This is a genomic window from Acaryochloris marina S15 (assembly GCF_018336915.1).
In the GTDB taxonomy this organism is placed as follows: domain Bacteria; phylum Cyanobacteriota; class Cyanobacteriia; order Thermosynechococcales; family Thermosynechococcaceae; genus Acaryochloris; species Acaryochloris marina_A.
The window spans coordinates 5587148-5607018 of record NZ_CP064923.1 but is presented as its reverse complement, the minus strand read 5'-3'; the positions used below and the strand labels follow the sequence as shown (position 1 = coordinate 5607018).

At 46.5% G+C, this 19871-nt stretch carries 21 protein-coding genes and 3 pseudogenes; 11 read left to right on the top strand and 13 right to left on the bottom strand.

Features of this window, described 5'->3' with window-relative positions; genetic code table 11:
• Positions 1-34: 34 nt before the first annotated feature.
• The 10 genes from I1H34_RS25575 to I1H34_RS25530 all read right to left on the bottom strand — a co-directional run bounded on the left by I1H34_RS25575 (position 35) and on the right by I1H34_RS25530 (position 9300).
• Positions 35-1618, bottom strand: a complete 1584-nt coding sequence (locus tag I1H34_RS25575) for a tetratricopeptide repeat protein (RefSeq protein WP_212663659.1) — start codon at positions 1616-1618, stop codon at positions 35-37.
• A 317-nt stretch (positions 1619-1935) separates the two neighbouring features.
• Positions 1936-3177 carry an ISAs1 family transposase gene (locus I1H34_RS25570; protein ID WP_249369176.1) on the bottom strand — a complete coding sequence of 414 codons (1242 nt, stop codon included), beginning with the start codon at positions 3175-3177 and terminating at the stop codon, positions 1936-1938.
• A gap of 12 nt (positions 3178-3189) precedes the next feature.
• The gene (locus tag I1H34_RS25565) at positions 3190-4092 is read right to left on the bottom strand and encodes a P-loop NTPase fold protein (RefSeq protein ID WP_212663658.1); all 903 of its coding nucleotides are present in this window, start codon (positions 4090-4092) and stop codon (positions 3190-3192) included.
• 171 nt (positions 4093-4263) lie between these two features.
• Positions 4264-4905, bottom strand: a complete 642-nt coding sequence (locus I1H34_RS25560) for a Uma2 family endonuclease (protein ID WP_249369630.1) — start codon at positions 4903-4905, stop codon at positions 4264-4266.
• Between the two features lie 30 nt (positions 4906-4935).
• Positions 4936-5259 carry a type II toxin-antitoxin system RelE/ParE family toxin gene (locus I1H34_RS25555; protein ID WP_212663657.1) on the bottom strand — a complete coding sequence of 108 codons (324 nt, stop codon included), beginning with the start codon at positions 5257-5259 and terminating at the stop codon, positions 4936-4938.
• Complete coding sequence (locus tag I1H34_RS25550; protein WP_249369629.1) at positions 5256-5552, bottom strand: type II toxin-antitoxin system Phd/YefM family antitoxin; 297 nt, start codon at positions 5550-5552, stop codon at positions 5256-5258. Before I1H34_RS25550 ends, I1H34_RS25555 begins: the two co-directional genes overlap by 4 nt.
• Positions 5553-5590: 38 nt before the next feature.
• Positions 5591-5791: a type II toxin-antitoxin system HicB family antitoxin gene (locus I1H34_RS25545; RefSeq protein WP_212663656.1), complete on the bottom strand. Its 201-nt coding sequence runs from the start codon at positions 5789-5791 to the stop codon at positions 5591-5593.
• A 108-nt stretch (positions 5792-5899) separates the two neighbouring features.
• Positions 5900-7861 (bottom strand): FAD-dependent oxidoreductase, encoded by a 1962-nt coding sequence (locus I1H34_RS25540; RefSeq protein WP_212663655.1) that lies wholly within the window; start codon positions 7859-7861, stop codon positions 5900-5902.
• Positions 7862-7912: 51 nt separating this feature from the next.
• Positions 7913-8689, bottom strand: a complete 777-nt coding sequence (locus I1H34_RS25535) for a DUF4335 domain-containing protein (RefSeq protein WP_212663654.1) — start codon at positions 8687-8689, stop codon at positions 7913-7915.
• A gap of 5 nt (positions 8690-8694) precedes the next feature.
• A complete protein-coding gene (locus I1H34_RS25530; RefSeq protein ID WP_212663653.1) occupies positions 8695-9300 on the bottom strand; it encodes a DUF3038 domain-containing protein in 606 nt (201 codons plus the stop codon).
• 287 nt (positions 9301-9587) lie between these two features.
• Between I1H34_RS25530 and I1H34_RS25525 the strand changes: the two genes are divergently transcribed.
• The 7 genes and pseudogenes from I1H34_RS25525 to I1H34_RS25500 form a co-directional block, all read left to right on the top strand.
• Positions 9588-10100, top strand: a complete 513-nt coding sequence (locus tag I1H34_RS25525) for an adenine phosphoribosyltransferase (protein ID WP_212663652.1) — start codon at positions 9588-9590, stop codon at positions 10098-10100.
• A 143-nt stretch (positions 10101-10243) separates the two neighbouring features.
• Positions 10244-10729: pseudogene (locus I1H34_RS33135) on the top strand (WD40 repeat domain-containing protein); the annotation flags it as partial.
• A gap of 456 nt (positions 10730-11185) precedes the next feature.
• A pseudogene (locus I1H34_RS32330) lies at positions 11186-12016 on the top strand (ABC transporter permease); the annotation flags it as partial.
• Positions 12017-12020: 4 nt separating this feature from the next.
• Positions 12021-12308 (top strand): hypothetical protein, encoded by a 288-nt coding sequence (locus I1H34_RS25515; protein ID WP_212663650.1) that lies wholly within the window; start codon positions 12021-12023, stop codon positions 12306-12308.
• Positions 12305-13141: a prephenate/arogenate dehydrogenase gene (locus I1H34_RS25510; RefSeq protein ID WP_249369627.1), complete on the top strand. Its 837-nt coding sequence runs from the start codon at positions 12305-12307 to the stop codon at positions 13139-13141. Before I1H34_RS25515 ends, I1H34_RS25510 begins: the two co-directional genes overlap by 4 nt.
• Before the next feature lie 285 nt (positions 13142-13426).
• The gene (locus I1H34_RS25505; RefSeq protein WP_212663649.1) at positions 13427-14734 is read left to right on the top strand and encodes a hypothetical protein; all 1308 of its coding nucleotides are present in this window, start codon (positions 13427-13429) and stop codon (positions 14732-14734) included.
• Positions 14735-15022: 288 nt separating this feature from the next.
• Positions 15023-15904: pseudogene (locus I1H34_RS25500) on the top strand (FAD-binding oxidoreductase); the annotation flags it as partial.
• Between the two features lie 187 nt (positions 15905-16091).
• Here the strand turns inward: I1H34_RS25500 and I1H34_RS25495 are convergent.
• Together I1H34_RS25495 and I1H34_RS25490 are read right to left on the bottom strand one after the other, a co-directional pair.
• Positions 16092-16646, bottom strand: a complete 555-nt coding sequence (locus tag I1H34_RS25495; protein ID WP_212663647.1) for a peroxiredoxin — start codon at positions 16644-16646, stop codon at positions 16092-16094.
• A gap of 26 nt (positions 16647-16672) precedes the next feature.
• Positions 16673-16858 (bottom strand): diguanylate cyclase domain-containing protein, encoded by a 186-nt coding sequence (locus tag I1H34_RS25490; RefSeq protein WP_212663646.1) that lies wholly within the window; start codon positions 16856-16858, stop codon positions 16673-16675.
• A gap of 148 nt (positions 16859-17006) precedes the next feature.
• On the opposite strand from I1H34_RS25490, the gene rpmF reads away from it, so the two are divergent.
• Positions 17007-17186, top strand: a complete 180-nt coding sequence (gene rpmF / locus I1H34_RS25485) for a 50S ribosomal protein L32 (RefSeq protein ID WP_212663645.1) — start codon at positions 17007-17009, stop codon at positions 17184-17186.
• A gap of 5 nt (positions 17187-17191) precedes the next feature.
• Entirely contained in the window at positions 17192-17779 is a 588-nt protein-coding gene (locus tag I1H34_RS25480) for a sulfite oxidase-like oxidoreductase (protein ID WP_212663644.1), read from the top strand.
• A gap of 10 nt (positions 17780-17789) precedes the next feature.
• On the opposite strand, the gene I1H34_RS25475 is transcribed toward I1H34_RS25480, so the two are convergent.
• Positions 17790-18794 carry a vitamin K epoxide reductase family protein gene (locus I1H34_RS25475; RefSeq protein WP_212663643.1) on the bottom strand — a complete coding sequence of 335 codons (1005 nt, stop codon included), beginning with the start codon at positions 18792-18794 and terminating at the stop codon, positions 17790-17792.
• A 132-nt stretch (positions 18795-18926) separates the two neighbouring features.
• Between I1H34_RS25475 and I1H34_RS25470 the strand changes: the two genes are divergently transcribed.
• The gene (locus I1H34_RS25470; protein ID WP_212666438.1) at positions 18927-19376 is read left to right on the top strand and encodes an ABA4-like family protein; all 450 of its coding nucleotides are present in this window, start codon (positions 18927-18929) and stop codon (positions 19374-19376) included.
• A 2-nt stretch (positions 19377-19378) separates the two neighbouring features.
• Positions 19379-19867: a GNAT family N-acetyltransferase gene (locus tag I1H34_RS25465; RefSeq protein WP_212663642.1), complete on the top strand. Its 489-nt coding sequence runs from the start codon at positions 19379-19381 to the stop codon at positions 19865-19867.
• Positions 19868-19871 lie beyond the last annotated feature (4 nt).

Sequence of the window (19871 nt, the reverse complement as noted above, 5' to 3'; positions counted from 1 at the left end):
CACAATGGGTACGACGTTCCCCTCTTGGCAAGGGCTAGGAAGTTAGCAAAGATTGAAAGACTGCGTTTTCGCGAATAGGGTCAAAAGCAGAGTCAGTTTTTGCCATTTCTCGATATTTTTCTAGGGCTAAGGAAATGGCAATCTTTAAGTTTTTTACTGCGGCTTCAGAGTTGGCTTGTAAGGCGTAGCAGCAGGCTTTGTTATAAAAAGTATTGGGATCTTCGGGCTTCAGTTCCAACGCTTTGTCATAGCTTGTGATTGCCTCTTCGTAGCGCCCTAATTCCTGCAGTACGCTTCCTCGGCCATACCAAGCTTGATCTAAATCCGGCTTAAATTGGAGGGCTTTGTCAAGGCTTGCGATCGCTTCTTCGTAACGTTTTAAAAACACTAGTGCAGTCCCTCGTAGTTGCCACGCTTGGTCATTATTTGGCTTAAATTGGAGGGATTTGTCAAAACTTGGGATTGCATCTTCAAAACGTTTTACTTGACATAGCCCTACTCCTCGAGCGTACCAGGCGTCATGATGATCCGGCTTAAATTGGAGGACTTGGTCAAAGCTTGCGATCGCTTCTTCGTAACGTTTTAAGATAAACAGTATCCCACTTTTGAGATACAAAGCTTGGTCATTCTCTGGCTTAAATTGGATAGCTTTGTCAAAACTTGCGATTGCATCTTCATAGCATCCTAATCGATTGTAAAGTGCTCCTATTTCTAGAAACAAACCGCTACTAAAGTGTGCAGGCGTCGATCTGGTGAGCTTTATAGCCTCATCTCTAGCCATCTTTAAGTCACTCAGTTGTGTTGGAGTTGAATGCAGATGGGAGCGGTACAGAAAGAAGGCATATTTCCCAACTCCTTCCATTTGAGCCATATATTGTAAACAAAGATCGAAGGCCTTCTTGGAGTCCGCTACGATTTGATCTATCAGAACTCCAACACCTATTTCCATGAACCTTTCTAATTCAATAGCTATTTCATATTTTCTTTCATATTCCCTTTTGAGCGATTCAATATGTGTTTGGAAGATCTCTGTTTTTCTCAGCAAAGACTCTTGTTGAGCTACTGTCAGCCCCATAGTCCCATTTGTAAAACCTGTTATATCTTCTTGGAACCATTTCTGAGTTGTGGCTGATAGTAATGATTCTTCGGAAGTTAAGGCAACAAAGACATTTGTCACAACATCAAAAGCATGCAGATAATGCGAAGCAAACAAATGATTTAGAAACTGGGCATGGCGATTATTTTGCTCCGAGAGGAGAAAATGATATAAATATTCAGTTATCGCTTCACACCACTCTGGATTATCGTATCGATCAACTTCAGAACTATCTGGCACCATAATTTGGTCAGCTCGATTTTGATAATACTGTGCTAGGGCTAAATGAGTGTTGCGGAAACGAATCTCATCTTCCTGTTGCAATAGTGTTTGGAACACGTCACGGGCAACATCATCAAATTTATATTTCCCGCGAATCAGTTGAACATAGTGTTGTGGTTTGAGCCATTCAAACCAATCAAAATCTTTAGAAATAGCTGTTCTATCCAGTAGCGTACCTTCCCTCAGCAACTCTCGGATAAGAGTTTTATCAAACCAACGACCACAAGCGATGAGTTGCACAACTATACGTTGCTCTTGGGTTATTCCTTGAAATAACAAATTAGAAACTGCTTGATTCCCCTGAGATAGATCAATTTCTTCTCCCTGTTGAAATTTCTTTCTAATCCAGTTGAGATAATAAGGTAACCCCCCAGTGATTTGGAGAATCTTCTGGATATCATCAGTGTCAGCCCAGTGAATCTCCTGAAGATAAGCTTGAGTTTCTTTATCACTAAACCTCTCAAGCGTTTTCTCAGAAATGAGATTGTCATCTTGTTCTAACTTTCGCCACTCTTCTTTCTGAGTTAGGCACTGCTGTCAGGGTAAGCGCAAGAAAATCAAGCCTCTGAAAGGCTAGACTGTAAAGGAATAGAAGCGCCTAGAACTTTGAGCATATACGCTTCATCCATGCTCGCCCGTTTTAGTTTTTGACGGGTACTTTTCTTAAAGGACGTTTCTTGATTGAGAAGGTTGATGCTCCAGCGCCTCAGGATGGCCATGTTTTCCGGTGCATGTCCTGTGCGAATGCGGCTAGCATCTTCGCCAAAGGTCACATCTAAGACCCAGTGGAGTTGGTTCTCAATCGACCAATGCTGGCGGATGGCTTTGCCCAACTGCTGAGCATTTGGCGGTAGAGAGCTGATATAAAACATCACCTCATAGGTGGTTTTGTTCCACAAGTGGCGGGTCCGAGCGACCTTGACGATGGTTTGCAAGCCCTTCCACTGCGCCTGCTTGTAGAGAGGACCCATCTGTTGAAGGGACACGGCCCAAACTTGTCGTTTCTCGCGACGATGGTGCCCTGCTTCCACCCGGGCATCATAGCTGTGCTCAATGCCCTTAAACTCATTCGCTTCAGCCGTTTCAAACCATTGCTCAACCTGCTCAAACAGCGTGGGATGATTCTCCTTGAGGGCCAGCACATAGTCAGCCTCTTTAGCTTGAATGTGGCGGGCAATCTCGTGCTGAGTTCCCATTGCATCAATGGTAATAATGCACCCGGCAATGTCTAATAGCTCTAGCAGTGCTGGAATAGCGGTAATTTCGTTACTCTTGTCTGCAACTTTGACCTGTCCTAGAAATAACCGATACTCACTGGCCCAAGCACTGACCAGATGCAATGCGGATTGGTCTTGATTGCGATCATAGGAACCTCTGAGTTGTTTGCCGTCAATCGGTATCACTTGAGCGCCGAGGGTTGTCACTACCTGATCCAACCAGTGATTGAAACTCCGCTCAAAAGCGGAGGGGCAAATACGCTCAAACACTCGTCGATAGGTGTCTGCTGTCGGTATCCCGGACGGTAGCCTCAGAAAACTCGACAACCAATCTTGATGGCTTAGACCATAGGTTTCAATGTCTTCCCACCCTTGTGCGCCACCTAAACTTGCCAATAGTCCAATCACGACGATGCTGACAAACGGATGCTGGACACCTTGGCCTCCACGTGGATCAGGCAAATCTTCAAAACACTCGGACAATTGTTGATAAGCCTGATCGCAATCACTGGCAGGCAGGAGTGACGAGGATGAGTCAGTGGAAGCTGGTGAGGAAGGAGGCTTGCTGAATCCTGTAGCCATGGGGAAACCCTTTTAACAGAATGGAGTTCCAAAGCATATTACAGCTTCATTTTTCTTGCGCTGCCCCTGGCACTGCTGTCCTGCTAAGACAATGCGAATACGATGTTTTTGTAGTTGTGACTGGCCCAAAAGAAATTGGCACAGCCATCGATCAATTTCTAGGGGAGCCTTTTCAAACGTATCGAAACAAATGATGATTGGCTTATGAGAGGCTTGAGCAATTAAATCCTCTACAAAGGCTTTTGTAAGCCTCTGCACAGGATTTCGCATCAACTGCTGCAAAGATTGATCTTTTTTAGTCACATGATGCTGTTGTAGCAACTGACCTAGCCGCTCCTTTCCAGTTAAGAATGCTGCACCAGTATCAACAGTGGCATCAATATTTGTATCAGTTACCATTGTGGCAACCGTACCTATTCCGGTAGCAATTGGATCTATCCCAAATAATGAAGCCGCCATTGGTAACACCCTTGCAGCAGCTTTTAGAAGTTGTTTAGCCTCCTTCGCATTTGTTTCAGAAGTTGGTGTTTTATTGTCAGGTGATTGATTTATCAGTTTTTGAGCTGTTGAGAAATATTGGTAATATAACCGCATAAATGAATTCGGTTGGCGATCCGTTTTCTTGCGCAATGAATCAGGGATTTGTTCATATAGATGGTGCATCAAATCTAGATAAACTTCCGTGGTTAAGCCCTGAATCGTTTTACGGAATGAAAACTCTATAATTTCTGCTTGGTTACCAAATTTTTTAATTAGATGCTTCAGTAAAGTGGTTTTTCCCGTACCCGCCATCCCTGCAATGTTAAATACTAAAGGATGGTCTTGTGGTTGAGTTAAGGCGACACCAAAGAAATCTACTAAATTCTCCGCCTGCGGTCGAGAAATATAGGGTTCAGGAGCATAAGGATAGGGCATCAATCAAGAGAAAAATTATCTAATGCATTTCATTCTAAGTTGCAGAATATTTTTTCAGAGAAATTCCTGCAATTCATCGAAGATGATTTATTAATCTCATGAAATAAAATTATTCGCTATCTTTTCTATGCCAATCTTGGAGGAGAGTTTGACTTAGTTTAGGACAAGATTTTATTGAACCTGAGTGCGAATAGCTACCAGAAAATCTTTCACCGTCGTGGGTTGGTCCTGAGGTCGCACAAACTGGGCCAACAATGAAAAATTCAGCTCAGGAAAAAACTGACTACGAGTCACAACTTCTATCCCTTCACGCAAATCAAAAAGCTGAAGCTTTTTGTCCTCCCAAATTAAAACCTCTGGCACCTCCAATCCTTGATAAATCGCTAGCTTATCCACCCCGCCACTCGTTAAATTCACCTCAAGTGCAAAATCAGGTAAATCCTTCAATGACTGCACACAGTAGCATTCATCTGGCTCTAGCCCTCTTGCCTTAGCTTCTAGACGAAACGTCGTTGATCCATACCCATGCAATGGAATATTCATCTCCTCTGCATACCGCTCCAGCAGCCGGGCAATCACCTTTTTCAGCATTTCATGTTCAGGCGAAGGCAGAAAAATTTCTAAATTTCCCTGCAAATACAGTAAACGCAGCCCAGGATAATCCTCTAGCGTCGATAACAACCCCTCATACTGCTGCCAGGACACACTCGGCAAAATCACTCGCTGCTCCTTCTCAGTAGAGATTGAATAGGAAAATTCAGCCACTTCAATCAGATCCAAGGTTGTTATTTTTATCTTAAACAGCTTGGGCAATACGCCTCAGGTGACCTGCCCGTTCATGCTTTAGAGGATGTTGTCATCAGGTGAGAGTCTTGATCGGCGGCTATGCCGTACATGAACAACCGCAACTCTACTATTCTGGACGATAAACAGAACCCGGAACTGTTTACGCTTACCCACCATCAGTTGACGCACTTCGCGCTTCAGTGATTTGGCTTCCAGTGCTAAGGGACAACGATTTGGGAATGTTGCTAGCGATTCAATAGCGGATTGTAACTCGTCATACCATTTGTTGGCTGCGTCAGGACCCATCTGGTCAGCAAGCCAGCGAAAAATTTCTTCAATATCTCGTAAGGCCCTTGACTGAACAATAACCTGATAGGTCATTGGGATAGCTCAGAATTAAGCCTAGTGCGTAATTCTGTCAGTGCTTCTGTTGCAGGCTGTCCCTTACCTTGGTCAAATTCTTCAAGTCCTTCCTGAATCCCTTGGACTGCCTCTAAATGCTCAAGGCGCTCCAATAAGGCTTGATAAGATTCAGCACTTTGCACCACCAGCTCTGAAACACCATTGACGGTTAACACCACCGGAGAACCGCTTTCCTTGAGTTGCTGCACAAATACTTGGGTATTGCGCTTGAAATTGGAGAGGGAATTAATATCACGGGCAAGATTAAACATGACATTTATTGCATCAAATTTAATGCAAATAAAGTGTTCTATCCCAGTGTACTTGTCTTTTGTGTCAATGGCAGTTCAATGAACATTTCTAAGACCTCTTGGGCGTTAGTAACCGCTTCAGTGTAAGTATTGCCATGGGTGAAATAGCGCTGTAGCTCATGGGCAAATTCGGGGAGTTCTACCAAATAACATTCATCTGGCTCGGACCAAACTATGTTGACGCGATATTTATGTTTCATCGTTCTCGCTCCTTGAGAGTTTGAAGAGTCTTTGCAACCTGTTGCTCTTGGTAGCGCTTGGTATCATCCAGCATAAGTCGAGGGCTGAGCGGAGTCGAAGCCCAGTTCTCACCAGTTCTTCCAGTTCAGATTAAAAATCGACATATCTGGAAACGCCGTCGGATTTTGATGCCGATTCAAAATTGCCTGCAGCTTCTCCAGCTTTGGACTTCGACGGGGCAAATTCTCCACTAACTGATAAGGCAATACCCCCTGGTCCAGCACAAACGCTGCTGTCGTTCCCGCCGCAGCCCCCGATGACCATTCAAAACTATGGACCCGATAGGTCGCTGCACTAATGTGACTGGTAGCAATACTCTTCCCCGTCACCAGCAAATTATTGATCCGAGGTGGAACCATCGCCCGCAGGGGAATTTGGTAGGGATAGGTTTGCGTTGCCCCCTGACGTTCCCCTTCCCGTTCTTGGTTCCCTGGAGCTTGGGGAGGACTGAGCTGCATACAGGGATGAAAATCAATGGGATAGTGACCAATGCCCACACTGTCTGGGTAGATACGAGATCTGGTTCGCAGTTCCACCTCTGCCAGTGGCACCCGATCCAAAATCACGTCCAGGGTTTTTAACCCCGCCATCCGAGTGATTAAATTCCGATAGTCCGGTCCCGATAGGGTGTCGCGGTAATAGGGCAGTCGAAAATCCTGTTTAGAGACATCTGTTTCCGTAATCACAAAGCCTTGAGGATAGCCATAGCTATAGCGGCCAATTAAGCGCCGACTCTCCCGCATATAGGGAAACTTGGACAAACCGTGGGCGGTGCCCATGGGTGAATCTAGCCCCTGGAGATATTTCAGATTGGGCCAAGGCTGCTTGGGATGGTCTGCCACTTTAGAATCTGTTGTTCCCGCTACCAGCCAATGGAAATAGCCCTGGGCGAGTTCTTCGCCTCCCTGCAAACTGTCAAGCCGTAAGCCCCCTTGCCAATCTTGTAGCTGCCCTTCTGCCAGAAGCTGGTCTCGGGTCAGAATCAGGTTGTCTTGGGCGGTGCCGGGTCCGTAGTCATTCCCTCCACCCCAGTTCTGCATGGAGATATCGTCTACATTCACCACTTCATCTGCAGTCCCCGGTTGGACACTAAAAATGCGGCGATAGCTAAAGACTAAATTTGGGGTTTTGGCAAAGCGAGGCTTGTCAAAACTGTAGAAGGGTTCATATTCAGGGTAAAACGCCGGTAGCTGATGGGCAGGTGGTGTTGCGGTGGCCTGTATAGCAAAGGTATAGGTGCTGGCCTGGGTGCAGTAAGGATCGGCTCGGTCACTGGAGGATGACGGTTCTAGATGAGACCGTGGATCGATGCCTAAGCGATAGGGAAGGTCGGCTAATGCCAGCAGCTCTCCCGTCTCTGTGGCCTCCACTACGACCCAGTTCCCTGTGGTAGGTGGCTGGAATTGGAGAATTGTTTTGGTGAAGCGGTCCGAATCTGCTTCGGTGTAGCGGTCGGCCAGGGTTTGAGAAAGGGGATAGGTATTGAGAGGGGGTGCCTCTGGTGCAGGCTGATGCTGAATGCCTCGGACTGAGGTAATTAAATGACCGTCAGGATTGGTTGCTAGGGACTTGACCACCGTATTGGGAAACAGATGGAGCTTGCCCTTACCTTCTGACTCTGCGTCCTTCAGCATGTCCAGCAGGAGGGTATGTCCCTGCTGGGGTAAAAAACAGACCAGGCTGACCCAGCAATCGCCGGGGCGATCGCGTCCTGATACCTTAATCAGTTTTTCGCGAAACTGGGCATAACCCCTAGGGAAAATCCCGCGGGTTCGCTGGCCTACAGTTTCATCTAAGGCCGAAGTACCCTGAGAAGAAATTTGACCGCCCCACCAGTCTGTCAGCTCCGTCATGCACACCTGACGCCCTGCCAGTAAGGCTTCATAGGTGGTCGACACCCCTGCTAGACCACCTCCCACAACTAAAATGTCGCAGTTCACCGTGCGATCAACCGGGCGGGGTGTGGCGGCTACAGAGAGCCCCCCCATACTCCACAGAGCCGTAGCGATTGCCCAGACAGATCGGTTCATGACGCTCGCGAATTTTTAGGTGCAATTTGAATTAATAGGTAGGAAAAGAAGTTAAGGGGATGCTTCTGGCTCTGGAGAAGCGTCTGGACTCGGCGATTCCTCCGTACTCTCTAGGTTAGGAGATTCACCAGGAGATTCTCCTGGAGAGGGCGAGACCTGGATGGGCGGGACGCCAGGAAGAGTGCCTGGAGCCGGAGTTTCCGTGCTGGTGGGTTCGGCTTTGGGGGGATCCTTCGGCGGAGCGCTGGCTTGGGGGACCGGCAGGAGATAGAAGATCGAAGCTGCGATCGCAACACTCGCTGCGCCCACAACGGCAGATGCTGATTTTTGCAGACCTTGGCCTGAAGCCGCTTCTGCGCGAGACAAAGGCCGCACAGCCAGGGATAGATTGGGCAGGGTTTGCTGATCAGCTAAGAGTTGATCTAAGGCTTCAACCAGATCAAACAGCTGTAGCGTGGTTAAGCCGACTTGAACGGGACCGTCGGTATCGCTCGGCGTTTCGTTCAGTAACTCAGTGGGAATCGTCAGTTCAAACCCATCTTCTTCTTTAGGTAATAGGTGAACCGCAGACTCGTCTTGGTTGAGCTGGGTCAGGCGACGATGGGGAACACCACTCATCCAGGACTGGGTACATTGATTCGTCGCTTGAATCAGGCTATTGAGTAGATCTAAGCCACCGATCAGGGGTTTTTTTAAATCCCCAAACTGGCACTCTAGCCGCAGGAGCACATCTAAGGATTCTCCTAAAACGGCATCCGAGAATGAGTTACTGATGCCTTCGAGGTTGAGGGTACAGTTGGGCAGAATAAATGGGCGTTGGATGGTCATTGGGGTTAAGCCACTTCTCCATCAAACAGACTAGACCAAAATCGTTCCATTCCGGCTGTCCCGGTACAAAACAGCACCTGTTCCAGCAGGCTCAGGGCTAGCTCATCCAATCGCTCATTTTCTTTGTAAGCCGCAATAGCCGTACGATTAGGGTTCATGCGACTGCGAAAATGACGGCGAAATCGTTCTAAATAATTGGCTAAGGGTACGCTGTGGTCAGGAGTGAGCTGTTTGGCTGCCAGCTGTCGCTGTACATTGAGGAGCTGCCGCACCTGGGCGGTTTGCCGACGAGCGATGTGACACCCCACGGCTACTAAGGCTTTGGCCTTATCTAAGCTGAGGGAGTCTCGCTGATGAGATCGCCGCAAGGGATTGGTATTTCGAGACTGCCAAAAGTCCACCCGATTTTCGATCACATCTTGGAGTTGAAGTTCTTCCAAGCTCATCAACATCAATTCCGAGGCATATAAGTCCAATGCTTCGATGGCCAGCAATACAAAATCGAGCTGAATCCGGGTGCGTCGCGGACAGACCTGGGCAGGGACATCTGGGTCTGGCAAAGTCTTCAGAATAGGGGAAGTGAATTGTTCAGTGGGGCTATCGGCTTGCATTACGATTCCATTACGACAAGAATACGGAAGAGATTTTTAATCAACGGCTGAAGAAACCTTAGCATTGGCATCCAGATCTAGACTGCCCGAAAAAGCCCCTCGACGATGCGTTTCTCGAAAAGTTCACACCCAACCCAGCCTAATTTGCCAGGGTATTGGGGGAATAAGCGGGAGCCATCCAGATTGTCAACCACATTAGTGTACGATTTCTGACGTACCGTCCCCTGTCCTTTAATCAGGATAAAAGGTCGTCCCCCCTGTTCACCTTGCGCAAAATCACAACCCCTATGGATCTCAAATCACTGATTCGCGATATTCCCGATTTTCCCAAGCCTGGCATTTTGTTTCGGGACATTACGACCTTATTGCAAAATCCCGAGGGCCTTCGTTACGTCATCGATCGGCTGACGGAGGATTTTAAGGATCAATCCATTGATTATGTGGTGGGGATTGAGTCCCGAGGCTTTATTTTCGGTGCGCCCTTGGCCTATCAGTTGGGGGCTGGCTTTGTGCCTGTGCGCAAGCCCGGAAAACTCCCTGCGGCCATCCATGCCCAGGAATATGAGTTGGAGTACGGCACCGATCGCCTCGAAATTCACCAAGATGCCTGTCCCCCAGGTAGCCGAGTATTAGTGGTGGATGATCTGTTGGCAACCGGAGGCACGGCTGCAGCGACAGCTCAACTCCTGGAGCCCCTGAACTGCACCCTCGTCGGATTTGGGTTTATTATCGAGCTGACGGGCTTGGCAGGGCGACAAAAGCTCCCTGACTGTCTGATCAATGTTTTAGTGGAGTACTAATTATCGGTAGCGAACTCCTCGGGTACACCATCAAGCGGGTGTTTCAAGGTCTGATCACCCTGCTTTTGGCATCGCTATTGACCTTTTATATTGTCGATCTAGCCCCTGGCGACTACCTCGATCAGTTCAAAAATAATCCCCAAATGTCCCAAGAGCGCCTAGAAGAACTGCGCCAAGAATTTGGGTTAGGCAATACCTGGGGCGATCGCAGTTCCGTAACCACATTTTCTACCAAGGATATTACGGCCGTCGCCATCAAGCCCGATGGTAGCCAGATTCTTACAGGGGGTGCGAATACCGTTACCCTTTGGGATGACCAGGGAACTGCCCTCAAAACGCTCCAGGGACATCAAGGTTCGATTACCGCTCTAGCTTTCAGTGCTGATGGCGAGCTGATTGCTTCCGGCAGTGCTGACCAAACGATTAAGCTCTGGAAAACCGATGGCACCCTGGTGAATACCCTGAAGGGTCATAAAGGTGCGGTGACGAGTTTAGCCTTCAGCAGTGATGGGAAAACCTTCGCCTCCGGGAGTGGGGATAAAACGGTTCGCCTGTGGAAAACTGAAGGGGATTCACTCCAGACCCTAACTGGTCATGAAGGCTCAATTTCATTGCTAGCCTATAGTCCAGACGGTAGTCTTTTGGCGAGCGGCAGTGGGGATAAAACGGCGCGCCTGTGGAAAACTAATGGCACTCTCCAGCAAACCCTGACCCATAAAGGGGCCATTACGGCCCTACAATTTAATCAAAATCCAGAGGGTCCGGTACTCAATACCATCGTTAATCATCAGACCTGGCAACAATGGAATTTAGACGGCAAATCTCTGAACACTCAAGATTTAAATAAACTGAGCTCCCAATCCATCACTGCATCCGCTTTTAGCCCTGATCGGACCACCTTCGTCACCAACGCCGGCAAAACCGTGCGCCTCTGGTCCCAAAAAGATAACCAGCCTTTGGGCAGTTTGGAGGGCAAGCAAGGGCCTCTTAAAGGTTTACAGTTTGCGGATAACGGAGAACGATTAGTCCTGATCAATGCCGATCAATCCGTGCAGGTGTGGCAGAAGGATCGGGTCTTACTCAAGCAGTATGGTCTCTGGCTGAAAAATATTTTTACCTTTGACTTCTCCCAAATTTGGAAAGGCCACTGGGGACAGATTTATCAAGGGGATTTTGGCGAAAGCTTTAGCTATCAGCGTCCCGTCACGGCGTTAATTTGGGAGCGCATTCCCAATACCCTGCTTTTGGCCCTTGCCTCCCTGGTGATTAACTGGAGCATTGCCATTCCCTTGGGCATTATTGGAGCCGTTAATCAGAATCAGTGGAGCGATCGCATTCTCCGTATCTTCAGCTATATCGGTCAGGGCTTTCCCAGCTTTATTACCGCCTTACTGCTGCTGTTTCTGGCCCAGAGTACGCCCCTATTTCCCGTGGGGGATATGACCAGCATCGATCATGCGGATCTCAACGGGTTGGGTAAAATTTTGGATGTGGGCTGGCATATGATTCTCCCCACTTTGGCCCTCAGCGTCACTGGATTTGCGGGCTTACAGCGGATTACTCGGGGCAATATGCTGGATGTCCTGCGCCAAAACTATATTCAAACTGCCCGCGCTAAGGGCTTACCGGAAAATAAGGTGCTCTATACCCATGCCCTCCGCAATGCCGTTAATCCTCTGATTACCCTGTTAGGGTTTGAATTTTCGAGTCTTTTGGGGGGTGCCTTTATCGCTGAATTCTTCTTTAACTGGCCGGGGTTAGGGCAGCTCTTGCTGAAAGCCGTGCAGGCCCAAGACCTGTATCTGGTAATGGCGGGTTTGATGATGGGAGCGGTGATGTTGATTGTGGGCAATTTACTGGCGGATATTCTCTTAGCCGTCGTCGATCCACGCATTAAGCTCAGTAACCTCAACTAGGCCTATGAACACCGTTCTCTACTACACGCTCCGTTCTCGGGCCGATGGCAATTATCTAGCAGCCCAGCCCGACCCCGAGGCACCCCAGCGCTACCTGCTGCTGTTTGCGGAAAATTATGATGCCCTCAGCTACCTCAATACCCATGCCCAAGCGGCGGCGTCTAAGTTTAGCGTCGAGTCCATCGGTAAGAGTCAAATTCGTGGCATTCTGGACCGCTGGCAATATCAGGGCATTGGCATGGTCCAAGATCCTCTGATTCCCCGTATAGAATTTATGAGTTTGGCAGGATGAAAATTGGTATCGTTGGCCTCGGCTTAATTGGTGGGTCTTTAGCCTATGATTTCCGGGCCTTGGGATATCCCGTTTTGGGCGTCAGCCGCCAACCCCAAACCTGTGAAGATGCAGTCAAGCTCGGGGCAGTCGATGCAGCCAGTGCCGACCTCGCCTCCCTTGCCCCTGTGGATGTGGTGTTTATTTGCACCCCGGTGAGTGTAATTGATGGGATCGCAACTCGTTTGATTCCCCATCTGTCTCCAGACGCCATTCTCACGGATGTGGGCTCTGTCAAAGGGTCGGTGGTGAAGTGCTTAACCCCCTTATGGCCTCGCTTTATTGGTGGTCATCCCATGGCAGGCAGTGAAGAAACCGGAATTCATGCAGCCCAGTCCCAGCTGTTTGCAGGCAATCCTTACATTCTTACCCCGACGGCTGAGACGCCAGCTGATGTAATTCAGACGCTGAAAGATCTGGTGAACAAGCTAGATTGCAACCTTTATGAATGCTCTCCCACGGTGCATGATCGCGCGGTGGCTTGGATTTCCCATCTGCCTAAAATGACGAGTGCGGCTTTGATTTCTGCTTGTGTGAGTGAAGCCGATCCAGAGATTCTGCAATTAGCCCAGTCTTTCGCCAGCTCTGGTTTTCGCGATACGAGCCGTGTGGGAGGAGGCAACCCCGAACTCGGCTGCATGATGGCCCAATATAACCGGGAAGAATTGTTGCGATCTCTCCAGCAATACCGCCAAAGTCTCGAACAGCTAACAATTATTATTGAAAAATCAGACTGGCTAACCTTAGAAAGTTTGCTTAATCAAATGCAAGAAGAAAGACCGAAATTCTTATGAAAATTTTTATTGATACTCACATATTTGGGATATAAAATTAGCTATTTGTGTTTAAGTATTTTAGGCTGGACATTATTAAATTTTGCTGGCTACATTCAAAAGAAAATATTATGCGTCAATGGTCATATTGAAATATTGGTTGGTAGCTATATTTATTTGATTGTCTGGATTTTTATATCTTAAGAGAGGTGGCATCCTCTATACATCTATAATCACAAAATTTATCAATAATTTGTAGTAATGGTTCCTGACTAAAGATAGTTTTATAGAAAAAAATTTATTGCTATGAATTCACAAGAGCCAGAAAATAGCCATGACAAAAATTCAAATGCTATTGAAGAATTAATCTATAATCTTTCTAATTTTTTATCCTTCAATCCAGGAGATCTGCTAAAGCTATTTGGGATTTCTTATGGCCTTTTATTGATGTTAGGAGGATTTATTTTTGTAATCTATTTTTTTAGTATCAACTATATGCCTAATTTAAGCTGGGAGTCTTCAGTATCACTTCTATTTACAGCAGCAATAGTAAGCATGATTATAATAATCATGGTTGCTATAGTATTTGTTAGTCCTGGCCTTTTATGGTTATCTACAGTTCTTAATAATAAGTACCCAAAGTCTTTATTGTCTGAAGGAGATAGACGCCCAAAGGGATTTATTAGATTAAATACTTCAGCAATGCTTTTATTGTTTTCAGTATCTTATTTAACGAGCATATCATTCAATGAATTTGTAATTAATGCATATAATTTGATGTATTTATCTATTGCAATTTTAATGCTCTGCATAGCTTTATATATTCCTTATAATGTCATTAAAAATTCTCGAATAGCTTTAACGCTCGCAAAAAATAAAGGTATTTTATATCCTGATAAAAATCATAGAAAGTATTCAAGTGAAAATAATTCAAAGATAAATCATGATGTTGATTTTAGAAAAACAAGTAAAAAAAGTCATTTTAAGTATTTAGTGAAAATATTAATCTTAAAAATCAATCCTTTGAGATTGATTTTGACGAGCATATACCCATCATTTATACTGATAATTATGCCTGTTGTTTATATAGTTATTGTAGGAAAAGAAAAAATTCAATTTTTTTATAACAAAAGCGAATATCAATTAATATCTATATTTATATTTTTTTATTTTGTAGCGATTGTCAGCAATAAAATAATAACCTTTGTTTGTTTTGATAAGAAAAATATTGTTAAGTATACTGAAGCGTTTATTATAGGATTTTCTGTTTTCTTCTTTATTAGCATTTTCTTCTCTTCATTTGCAGAACTCCCTAAAATAGTCATGAATAGATTTGGATGGGGCAATATTCAGAGAGCTTCAATTGTAGTCAATAAAGAGGGTTGTTTGATTCTCGAAGCTATGGATATGGAGGTAGAAGGAAATTGCTCAAATGCATCTAATGTTTATAAAGCCAATGATATTGATATACTTCTAAATCTTGGCGAAGACTTTATTGTTAGAAGACACTTTTATATTGAAGATAAAAAATCCAAAAAAAGCTTCTCACCCCATATGATTATTCTTCCTAAGAAATTAGTTTTATCTTGGGCAAGACCTCAATATAGAGAATGACAAATAGGGCTCTAATTAGATTATATGATGGCTCACCCAATAGCCAGAAATAACCATGGTGATCACCTTCAAAGTCTGAACCGATAGATAAGCATCATTGAAAATTCAGACAGAACGGCTCAAATTCTTGTAACAACTGCCTGACAAATCTAAAGACTCTTGGAAATTGTACTTATGGCGACAATGGGATCCAAAGAATACCCCTAGGGTAATTGGAGTCTAAATGTATCTTGCACTTCTCGTTAAAGTGTAGATTCGCTAACCTAAGATTCAATATCTATGCAGTTGAAAGCTAAAATCCCCGTCAATATCTATCGTCCCAAAGAACCTCTGGTTAGCACTTGCATTGCCAATGACGAGTTAGTCCAAATCGATGGTGAAGGGTCTGTCCGCCACATCACATTTGATCTCAAAGGAAGTGATTTTCATTACCTTGAAGGTCAAAGTCTGGGGATTATTCCAGAAGGTACGGATGAAAATGGCCGTCCTCATAAGCTCCGGCTCTATTCGATTGCCTCCACTCGCCATGGTGATCAGGGAGATGATCAGACCGTCTCCTTGTGCGTTCGGCAATTGGAATATAATCATCCCGAGACAGGCGAGCGAGTATACGGCGTTTGCTCCAGCTATTTAAACCAGCTCCAGCCTGGTGCTCCTGTTAACATCACAGGCCCAGTGGGCAAAGAAATGCTCTTGCCGGATGATCCTGAAGCCAATGTGATTATGATTGCTACAGGCACAGGCATCGCCCCATTTCGGGCCTATCTGTGGCGGTTGTTCCAGGAAAAGCACCCTGACTATCAGTACAAAGGCAATGCCTGGCTGTTTTTTGGTGTACCCTACACCGCCAATATCCTCTATAAAGAGCAGCTAGAAGCCTTATCCAATCAATTCTCGGATCAATTCCAGCTCACCTATGCCATTAGTCGTGAGCAGCAAAATGCTCAAGGCGGCAAGATGTATATCCAACATCGCATTGCTGAACAGGCAGATGCCCTATGGGAGCTAATCCAGGACGAGAAGACCCATACCTATATCTGTGGCCTGAAAGGCATGGAAGGGGGCATTGATGAAGGTATGTCCGTTGCTGCCGAGAAGCATGGTGTTGACTGGATCGAGTATCGCAAATCTCTCAAAAAAGCCGGACGATGGCATGTTGAGACCTACTAAATTGAAGGGCTATTAATTATTTCTTTGGCATTCGCGATATCTTCACTTTTGGTTGATATCTTTATTTCAGAGATAAGCAAACCCTTTAAACCTCATTAGCGCGTTGGGTCGTCATCAACCCAATACGTGCATTCCAACAAACATGCCCCCTTTCGGGGGCATTTTTTTTGCTTATCTGGGGTTTGTGTTAGCTAGCAGCCTGTAGTTCGTCTAAGCGAGCTAACACTTCTTCGCTATGAATGATGGGACGTACCTTAACGTACTGTTGCCGTAGGATCCCTTCCGGGTCAATCAAATACGTGTGCCGCAGGGAAAAGTAGCTCATCCAGGAGCCATAGGCTTTACTCACACTGCCATCTTCATCGGCTAATAACGGAAATTTTAATCCTTCAGAATCACAAAATTCAGCGTGGCTGTCTACAGAATCAACGCTAACGCCAATGACCTGCGTGTTGCGCTCTATATATTTGGGTAGGTCCTGCTGGAAACGCTGGGCTTCGACCGTGCATCCCGGCGTAAAGTCTTGGGGGTAGAAGTATAAAACGACCCATTGACCTCGATAGTCTGACAACGACACCTCACCATCCCCTGTATTGCTGGGTAATGTGAAAGTTGGTGCAGGTTGATCCAGAGGAGGTGGGTCACCCCCCATGGCAAAGGCTGCAGGGGCAGCCACAGCTAGGGCAAAAATCAGTCCCAGAACCAGACTGATGCGGGTTAGATGATGACGTAGCAGTTTCATATTTTGGTTATACCTGGAAAGAGAGATCACATGCACATCACTTGATTGCGCCCTGCTGATTTGGCACGGTAGAGATAATCATCGCTTCGTTGCATCCAGGTCATCCAATCTTCTTTTGGGTGAAGGGTGGCTACACCAATGCTGACCGTCACTGAATGATCGGGGAGGAATAGCTGGATTCCAATTAAATGGCGAAGGTCTTCAGCAACCATATATCCACTCTCGGCATCTAGTCGCTAAATTTGACTCTGGAGATTATTTGAGACGATCTCTATCCTGTGTCTCCTAGCATGGTTGGCTCTTACTCAAGAGTTCAGTGCTAAGATGGCAAAGCTGTATTTTTATACCTAATCGATACCCATGGCTGTCCCCAAGAAAAAGACATCCAATTCTAAGCGCGATTCTCGTCGAGCCCATTGGAACCGCAAAGCAAATTTAGCTGCTCAAAGAGCCCTGTCTACGGGTAAATCTGTTCTCACAGGCCGAGCTAAAGGCTTTGAATATCCCACTAAGGATGATGACGAAGACGAAGATGAGTAAGGAGCGTGGGTAAATATTTTCGCAAACCCAACACTAGCGAAAAGCAACGCGTTCCCCCAGGTCAGCATTTAGCCAATCGGTTTCCAGTTCTGACCTATGGTGAAACACCGCAAATTACCCTCGAAGATTGGCAGTTTAAGGTTTGGGGCCTTGTTAAAGAACAAACCTTTGTCTGGTCCGATATCTTAGCCTTACCTCAATCCACCTTCACCGCTGATTTTCATTGTGTGACTCACTGGTCCAAGCTAAATGTAAGCTGGGCTGGTTTTTCTGTATCTGATTTTATGCAGCGGATAGAGCTGCAGCCAGGCGTTACCCATGTTATGCAGCATTGTTATGGGGGCTACACCACAAATCTAACCCTCGACGATTTTTTGCAGGAGCAAACCTTCTTTGCCCACACCTTAGATGGAAAGACGCTCCCCGTTGATCATGGTGGGCCGCTACGATTGGTTGTTCCCCACCTTTATGCCTGGAAGAGTGGCAAGTGGCTGAACGGTTTAGAGTTTCTAGATCACGAACAGCTCGGATTTTGGGAAGAAAACGGGTACCACCGACGCGGAGAGCCTTGGGCTGAAGAACGCTACAGCTAGTCGACGAAAATTACTTCAGTGCATTCTTGAAATCTTTGGGACCGGTGTAACCGGAATATTCTGCCAAGTCTGTTAAAGATTGCTGTCCAGAATAGTAGTTATCGCCAATCTTCCATGTTGGGAACCCCGCATCTCGACCAATAATGGGTCGCAGCTTCTCGCTAGCTTTGCCTAATTCCTCACTACATACCTCTACTTGAGGGCTAGGACCTTCCGGTGCACATTCAACATATGGCATTTCAGAAATGGCTTGGACACCAAACAGCTTTTTCTGAGCTGCACAATGTTGACACCAAAAGGCACCAAACATTTTGGCATCGGTTTGTTTGAGATGTTTAGCTAACTCTAGCTCAGCTTCTCCAGAGGAATCGGTGATGGTAAAGAATACCTGGTCCGTTGCAGATGTGATCTTGTACTCTGTGTCTGAATTGGCTGCTGCAGGCTTATCAATATGCGAGTAGATGCCTAAAGTGCCAACTAACGTCACCACTGAAACAATAATGCCTGTAAAGACAAGCTGACCGACATCCTCCCATGACCGTCCCAGAATGGTGAGGAGGAACATCAAGGTGGCCAGAGTCGCTGAGGCAATGCAATAGATGCAAATAGCGCCAGCGCCAAAGGGCACCACGAACTTAGAGTACATGATGTACATCAGGTACCAACTGAAAAACATCATGGCTGTGGATCCCATAAATAAAAGGAACCAAGTGATGTTTTCAGCGGTTGCTCGCAACTCTTTGTTGTCGCCACCGATGGCCAGCGGAGCCAGGGCAAAAACAGCCATTGCAATATACGCCAGCAGGCCAAACAACGCTAAGGGCTGACCTAAGACGGTGGCATATTGGCTAGACAGAACGAGATCGCATCCTTTTGTGGGGCAGGCTGCTTCTCCACCTGCTAGTTTGGTGGCCGTCAAATATCCTGTATTCGTAGCCCCCAACACAGCAAGGGCTCCAATCAGTGGTCGTGACCAACGATGTAACCCAGAAGTCTTCGTACGACGGCGTGGCATAGGTGTTCCCTAAGTTCAATAGTGATAGACGCAAGACTCATTCATCTTAGATCATAACCCTAGGAACTTCTTGCTCAGATAGTCCCCAATCAGTTGACAATAGGGGAAATGGTCGCAGTAACGGTCTTGATGATGACGATCTCTCAATGGTTTACGATTGCCAACGTATTTGTGCTGCCCTTCTGGGCATTAATGATTATTCTGCCCCAGTGGGATTGGACCCGTCGCCTTCTTACGTCTTATTTGCCCTTTGTGGGCTTGGCGATTGTGTACACTACTCTATTTGCTGTCGCCCTAACCCCCGAATCAGCAAAGGTCTTAGCGAATCCTACCCTGGCTGATGTTGCCCAGTTGTTTGGCCAAGAGCAGATAGCGGCGGCGGCTTGGGTTCATTTTTTGGTGATGGATTTGTTTGTGGGACGCTGGATTTACTGGGAAGGTCAGCGTACGGGCATCTGGACGAGCCACTCGTTAGTTCTATGTGTGTTGGTGGGTCCCATTGGCCTGCTCTCGCATATTATGACGGCTGCGATCTCGGAGCGTTTTTCGTCTACCAATACCGTTACGGCGGCTGAGGAATAGAAATGGCGAATGTAACTATTTCAATTCGTGCCGTTGAGAAGGGGGATGTCTCAGCATTGTTTGGGCTGATTCTAGAACTTGCCCAGTATGAGCATTTAGAAGATGCGGTCACTGGCAGTGTAGATGCTTTAGAGAATCACTTATTTGGTGATAGACCTTACATAGAGGCGCTAGTGGCTGAAAGGGATCAGCAGATCATCGGCTATGCCCTGTTCTTTACAAGCTACTCGACTTTTTTAACTCAGCCCGGTTTGTACTTGGAAGATCTGTATGTGCAAGAGCGCCATCGGGGGCAAGGGATTGGTAAAGCATTGCTGCAGTGCTTAGCAAACTTAGTGACAGAGCGGGATTATGGTCGCTTGGAATGGAGTGTGTTGGATTGGAACGAATCTGCGATCGCATTCTATGAAACACTAGGAGCAACCGTTCTCCCCGACTGGCGAATTTGCCGGGTCACGGGGTCTGCTCTCACCACTCTCGCCTCAGGATAGTTTT